Origin of the sequence: Nocardia sp. NPDC059154, assembly GCF_042755705.1 — a bacterium.
Classification (GTDB): domain Bacteria; phylum Actinomycetota; class Actinomycetes; order Mycobacteriales; family Mycobacteriaceae; genus Nocardia.
On the sequence record NZ_JBHZCS010000015.1, the window covers coordinates 125,464 to 132,200 of the forward strand.

Below are 6,737 nucleotides of genomic sequence, written 5' to 3' on the forward strand. Positions count from 1 at the left end.
GAATGCGTCGGCATCGCAAAGGAATCCGCCATTGACGTTGTTGACCGATCCCGGTCCGCCCGCCGGATCGTGGAATTCGGCTGCCCGCCAACGCTGCTCGGGCACCTCGGTGACGGCATCGGCGCCGGCCATCAGCAACGCCCACAACGCTTCGGCATTCGGCGCCTGCGGGAACCGGCAGTCGAGGCCGACGATCGCGATATCGGTCACGCTGTGTCGATCGGGCATGCGCGGCGACTCTGCGTGGTTACGCGGCGCTGCCGCCTCCGAGCCTTGACCGCTCATGCCGCCGACTCACGGTGCAGGCCGGCCTCGTTCGCGATGAATCCGGCCAGTTCGGCGATCGTCGGATAGTCGAACACGACGGTGGCGTCGAGCTCGAGATCCCACTCGTCCTCGACCTCGCCGCACAGGCTCACCGCGGATACGGAGTCCAGGCCGAGTTCGGCCAGCGGCAGCATGGTGTCGACGCTGTACGCGGGTTGGTCCAGATAGTCGGTGACCCGCTCGACGAGCCACTCGATGATGGGCGCTGCCGTACCGGCAGCCGTGTGCGTGTGCATCGTGGTGATCCCCTTATGGTTTCGGCTGTCGGATCAGCCGAGGGTGGCCAGGGCGCGGGCGCGCAGCTGCTGGACGGACGGTTCGACCTGTTCGTGCAGCACCGCGTCGATGGTGTTGTCGAAGAAGGCCGCTCGCATGGAGCTGCGCTGCACCTTGCCGCTGGTCGTGCGGTGCACGCTGCGGTGCTCCACCAGCACCACATTCGGCGCCGGCAGGTCGAACGCCGCGGCCACGGTGGCGCGGATGCGGGTTGCCAGTTCGGCGGGGGTCGATTCGCCCAATGCGGTGGTCCGCACGCCCTGGATCACCAGCAACCGCTCCTGCCGGCCGGTTTCCACGGCCAGTGCGACTCCCAGTGAGTCGGTGAGTGCCGGGTGCTCCGCGCGGACGGCTTCCTCGATGTCGTGGGGGTACAGATTGCGGCCGTTGACGATGATCAGGTCCTTCAGCCGGCCGGTCACGAAGACTTCGCCGTGATGGATCGCGCCGAGGTCGCCGGTGCGCAGGTACGGTCCCTGCCCGGCGATGCGCGCACCGAACTTCTCGCGTGTTTCTTCCGGTCGGTTCCAATAGCCTTGTGCCACACTGTCTCCGGCGATCCAGATCTCGCCGACCCGACCATCGGGCAGCGCCTGCAGCGTGTGCGGATCCACGATCCGGATCGCCATTCCCGCTACTGCCGGCCCGTTACCGACCAGGCGGATTCCGTGCTCGGCCGGCACCAGCCGGTGGGCTTCGAGCTGAGCCGGATCGACGGTCAGATACTCGGGCGGGCGCCCGGGCGGGCTGATGGACCCGATCAGCGTCGCCTCGGCCATGCCGTAGCCGGGGGCGAAGATGTCGGCGGCGAATCCCGCCGGGCCCAGCCGCTCGATCACCGCCTCGAGGGTCCGTGGCCGGATCGGTTCGGCGCCGACGAGCGCCCCCCGCAGCGACGACAGGTCGAGCTCCGCCAGCTGCGCGTCGCTCACGCGCCGGGCGATCAGGTCGTAGGCGAAGTTCGGCGCGACAGTGGCGCGGGCGCGGTAGCGGTGGATGGCCTCGAGCAGGCTCACCGGTCGCTTGAGGAACGTCATCGGTGACATGAACACCAAGTTCGCGCCGTGGTACATCGGCTGCAGCAGCATGCCGATCAATCCCATGTCGTGGAAGTGCGGCAGCCATCCGACCGTGGTGTCGAGATCGGTCGCGCCGAGGGCCGTGCTGGTGGCGGCCGCGTTGTGCACGAGATTGCGGTGGGTGACCACCACACCCTTGGGCGAACTGGTGGAGCCGGAGGTGTATTGCAGGAATGCGACTGTGCCGGAATCGATCTCGGGCATCACCCAGGTTTCCGGATCACCGAGCTCGGCGGTATCGGTCGCGGCGACCGACACCTGCACGCTCGCTTCCCGGGCCCAGGCGGCGAGCGGATCCCGGTATTCACCGGTCGTCAGCACCAAACCGGTCCCGGTGTCCGTGAACATCCCCGCCACCCGCTGCATGCTGCGCGCATCGTGCGGTACCGGGGCAGGTACCGCGATCACGCCCGCATACAGGCAGCCGAGGAAGGCCCGCAGGAATTCGAGTCCGGGGGGATACAGCAGCAGCACCGGCCGGCCGGCCTCCGGGCGTTGTGACAGCCAGACCGCCATCGCCCGGGCATCGCGGTCGAGTTCGCGATAGCTCGCCGGCTGCTCGATCAATTCGCGGCCCTGCTCGCGCAGATACGTGTAGCGCCGAGTGTCGCCATAGGTGGCGGCCTGCTCGCGAATGTGCGCGACGAAGGTGGACTGCATTCGTGAACTCCCGGGATTTGACTCGTGCACCAGGTGCGACAGATTTGCTGGGCATTTGTCGCACTACTTGGAAAGAATCTTCCGGGTCGGCGGTTGCGCCGAATAGCCACCAAAGGTGGAGACCACCTGCACCCCCCGGGGCCACATTCCCGCTGGAGGGGGCACTGCTAGTCGGCGGATACCTTGGCTGGCATGGAGCGGTAGGCGTGCAGGTTTCGCAGGGGATGCGGGATCGGCGGGCCGTCCAGGCGCAGATCCGGGTACCGCTCGAAAAGGGCTCGCAGCGCGATGGCGCCTTCCAGCCGGGCGAGCCGGGCTCCCAGACAGCCGTGTATCCCGCTGCTGAACGCGAGATGCTCCGCGGCGTTGTCCCTGGTCACATCGAATTGCTCGGGGTCGGGGAAGACCGTGGGATCGTGGTTGGCTCCGGCCAATGACAGCAGGACCAGGGAACCCGATCTGATGTGCTGATTATCGATATCGACGTCACAGTTCGCGACCCGGCCGGTCATCCGCACGGGACCGTCGTAGCGCAGGACTTCCTCGACCGCGTTCGGCCACAGCTCCGGCCTTGCGGCCAGCAGTTCCAGCTGGTCCGGATGGCTTGTCAGCAAGGCGATTCCGTTGCCGAGCATGTTCACCGTCGTCAAGAATCCGGCATCCAGGAGCAGGGCCGCATTGGCCATCTGTTCGCGGCGGGTGAGTTCGTCATTCGCCACCAGCATGCTGAGCACGTCATCGCGCGGCTCGGCGGTGAGCCGATCGAGGTGCTGGTCGAAGTACTGTTTGATTTCGGCCAGGTCTTTGACGGCGTCGCGATAGGTGGTCCAGGCCAGGCCTCGTTCGAGCAGCGGCGCACCCGAGTCTCCCCATTTCAGCAGGGTCGAATGCATGTCCTCCGGCAGCCCGAGAATCTCGGCGATGATCGTGACCGGCATCTGCGCGGAAAAATCGCTGATCAGATCGGGTCGAGGATTCGAATCCAGGCGATCGACCAGGTCATCGGCCACTTCGGCAACTCGCTCCTCCAGCGTCGCGATCGCCTTCGGGCCGAATGCGTGGCCGACCATGCGCCGGTACCGGGTGTGATCCGGCGGATCGGTCACCAGCATCGAGGGCGGTTCTCCGAGGTTGGGAAGTCCCGGATCCGTCTTGGCCAGCATCCAGCGGATCGGCTTCGGCAGGGCTGGATGATTGGGCGAGACCACGCCGAAGCGCCGGTCTCGGAGGACGAGTCGGCAGATTTCGTAATCTGCGGTGATGCGTACCCCCGACATCTGGGGAATCCGGCCCTGCCGCCGGATGTCCTCGATATACGGCGATGAGCCGAGCAAGCTGTCCGGATAGAGGGCGAGATTCCCCAGCGGCTCACCACGACGCGCCGACCACCGGAGGTAGGTCCGCAGGAAGCCGTGCATGAGCAGCCACCGAGTCCATGTGCGAGTCAACATCGTCACCTCTCACCCCCGACCCGCTCCCTATGATAGTGATTCGCTATGGGCTGTCGCAGCTGCTCGAGGGTGATGGAGTGACGTTCGGATCGGGCGAGGGGCCTGCCATGGACAGGCGCGGTTTCATGAAGGGCGTCGGCGCGGCTGCGGCGACCCTGGGCTTTGCGAGCGTAGGCGCGGCCACATCTGTCGCACGGGCCGACGATCTCGACCAGAGCCCGAGTGCGCCGGAATATCGCACGCTGGTGCCGGAGATCTTCGAACCCCTGCCGGATCCCGCCGATCATGTACCGGCGATCGTCGTCGGATCAGGGTTCGGGGCGTCGGTCACCGCGCTGCGCCTGGCGCAGTCCGGGATGGACGTCGCAGTGCTCGAGCGCGGATCGCGCTGGCCGAATGATCCGTGGCGCAACATCTTCACCGTCGACACGGTTCCGGATGGCCGCGGCTTCTGGCATCGCACCACCTTCACCGGGGTGAACAGGATCCCGCTTGCTTTCGATCCGTTCGGCGGGGTCCTCGATGTCTGCAACTACCCGGGCATCGACGTGTGGCGCGCCGCGTGTGTCGGCGGTGGCTCGGTCGTGTTCACCGGGGTGATGATCGAGCCGGAGCAACGGTTCTTCGATCACGTCTTCCGCGGCGTGGTCGACTATCGCGAGATGCATGACGTCTACTACCCCAGGGTCCGAAAGATGTTGCGGCTCAGCCCGATACCGGACGACATCTACAACTCCTCCGCGTTCACGCACTCCCGCGCCTGGGACGAACAGGTCCGCGCGGCCGGATACACGCCGCAGCCCATCGACGGCATCTGGCGGTGGGACGTCATCCGCGACGAGCTGGCCGGGCGATCGAAGGCGTCGGCGACGGTGGGCTGTTCGGACCTCGGCAATTCCAACGGCGCGAAGTTCGATCTGAACCAGAACTATCTGCTCGGTGCCGAGGACACCGGCCGCGCCCGGATCTACCCGGGCCATCGCGTGGACACCATCGCCGTGGAGCCGGGAGCGCCGGGTCGCTATGCCGTCGCCGTGACCAAACTCGCCCCGACCGGCGAGGTGCTCCGCACCCGGACGCTGACCTGCGACATGCTGTTCCTGGCCGCGGGCTCCCTCGGCACCTCCGAGCTGTTGGTGCGCGCGCAGGCGACCGGCGCGCTGCCGAACCTGAACGAGTACATCGGCGATGGCTGGGGCAGCAACGGCGACGTCGCCCTTGCCCGGCCGCTCACCTCGCTCGATGTGGGCACGCAGGGTGCGCCGTCAGCGAGCCGGATTCTGGACGAGGCGGGCGCACCCGTGACGCTGGAGAGCTGGTTCATCCCCGGCGGGACGCCCTTCGATATCGGCCTGCTCGGATCGCTGGGCATCGTGCTCGACGACACCCGCGGCCGGTTCGTCTGGGATCCGGCCGACGGGCGCGTGGACCTGCTGTGGCCGACCGGCGGCACCGCCGGTTATCTCGCGCGAGCGCGCGAAGTCAACGACACCATGATCGATAACGGTCAGGCTTTTACTCTTTCGGGCCTGGATGCGGACGCGTCGTTCACCGCCCATCCGCTGGGCGGCGCAGTGCTCGGACGCGCGACGGACGAGTACGGCCGGGTGCGTGGTTACCGGAACCTCTATGTGATGGACGGGGCGGCGGTGCCCGGTAGCACCGGAACGGTGAACCCCGCTTTGACGATCAGCGCGCTGGCCGAGCGCAATATCGAACAGATCATTCGTTCTGGCGGGTAGTGGAATAGTCCAGCGATACAGTCGAGAGCTGTGGACGAGACTCCGGTCGCACACCGTCGGCGGTCGCTCGCCGAGCGAGTGGCGATCCGGCTGCTGTACCCGACATTCCGGCCCACCGCGGAGTCCTTACGGGAGGCCGTCGCCGGCAAAGTGGTGCTGGTGACCGGAGCCTCGCACGGCATCGGCAAGGCCAGTGCGCGGAAGCTGGCCGCGGCGGGGGCGGTGGTGCTGCTGGTGGCGCGTTCCCGGACCGAATTGGAACGGCTGGCCGCGGACATTACGGCCGCCGGCGGCGTCGCCCACGCCTACCCGGCCGACCTGACCGACCCGGATGCCGTCGACCGGCTCGGCCGGACGCTGCTGGCCGAGTACGGGCACATCGATGTGGTGATCAGCAATGCGGGCAAGTCGATTCGACGTCCCATCGCCGAGTCCTACGACCGCTTCCACGATTTCACCCGCACCATCGACATCAACTATCTCGGCCCGGTGCGGCTGCTGCTGACTCTGCTGCCCGATATGCGCGCACGCGGGCAGGGGCACATCGTGAACGTCTCCACCTGGGGTGTGCTCATGCCGCCGAGTCCGCGCTGGTCGGCCTATGGTGCCTCGAAGGCGGCCTTCGACGTCTGGCTGCGCAGCGTCGCCGCCGAAATCGCCGGTGACGACGTCACCACCACCTCGGTCTACATGCCACTGGTACACACCAGAATGAGCGCCCCCACCGACTTCGGCCGGATGCCCGGCCTGACCGTCGACGAAGCCTCCGACCTCGTCACGCACGCCGTCACCGCCAAACCCCGCGACGTCGCCCCATGGTGGGCAGTCCGGGTCCAAGCCTGGTCCGCCGTCCACCGCGACCAGGTCCAGCGCTTGATGGAACGCAGGTTCCATCGCTGAAGACCGGACCGCAGCAGGCCGCGCCAGCGTGTCATCCCCATTACTTTTCGGCGACATTCTTATGGCAAAGGTATAGCCATTGCATCGCGCCGAATAATTTCGAAGGCCGACCGGCGCAAATGCAGGAATAAAGAGACATTTGGTCGTCGAATCGAACGTGAGAAGTATCTGAATCGTTGCTGTTCGACCGCTGCGGTGTTCCCGGTGAAGCCCTCGTGGAATACCCAGTGCACTGCGCACCTTCCTAGTGGATATGGAAACTATCCCAGTGTGCGGCGGTGTACACGAACGTACCGATCGGC

At 66.6% G+C, this 6,737-nt stretch carries 6 protein-coding genes; 2 read left to right on the plus strand and 4 right to left on the minus strand.

What is annotated here, in order from left to right; all coding sequences use genetic code 11:
- From ACFXN1_RS15920 to ACFXN1_RS15935, 4 genes are all read right to left on the minus strand, one after another.
- A partial coding sequence (locus ACFXN1_RS15920; protein WP_379463615.1) for a beta-ketoacyl synthase N-terminal-like domain-containing protein occupies window positions 1-228 on the minus strand: 228 nt, incomplete at its 3' end.
- Window positions 229-281: 53 nt separating this feature from the next.
- Window positions 282-563 (minus strand): acyl carrier protein, encoded by a 282-nt coding sequence (locus ACFXN1_RS15925; RefSeq protein WP_379440846.1) that lies wholly within the window; start codon window positions 561-563, stop codon window positions 282-284.
- A 33-nt stretch (window positions 564-596) separates the two neighbouring features.
- On the minus strand, window positions 597-2,342 hold the full coding sequence (locus ACFXN1_RS15930) for a fatty acyl-AMP ligase (RefSeq protein ID WP_379440845.1): 1,746 nt from the start codon (window positions 2,340-2,342) through the stop codon (window positions 597-599).
- A 167-nt stretch (window positions 2,343-2,509) separates the two neighbouring features.
- Entirely contained in the window at window positions 2,510-3,793 is a 1,284-nt protein-coding gene (locus ACFXN1_RS15935) for a cytochrome P450 (RefSeq protein ID WP_379440843.1), read from the minus strand.
- Between the two features lie 107 nt (window positions 3,794-3,900).
- Between ACFXN1_RS15935 and ACFXN1_RS15940 the strand changes: the two genes are divergently transcribed.
- Both ACFXN1_RS15940 and ACFXN1_RS15945 read left to right on the plus strand, forming a co-directional pair.
- Window positions 3,901-5,535, plus strand: a complete 1,635-nt coding sequence (locus ACFXN1_RS15940) for a GMC oxidoreductase (protein WP_379440842.1) — start codon at window positions 3,901-3,903, stop codon at window positions 5,533-5,535.
- A 30-nt stretch (window positions 5,536-5,565) separates the two neighbouring features.
- Complete coding sequence (locus tag ACFXN1_RS15945; protein ID WP_379404164.1) at window positions 5,566-6,435, plus strand: SDR family NAD(P)-dependent oxidoreductase; 870 nt, start codon at window positions 5,566-5,568, stop codon at window positions 6,433-6,435.
- Window positions 6,436-6,737: the final 302 nt, after the last annotated feature.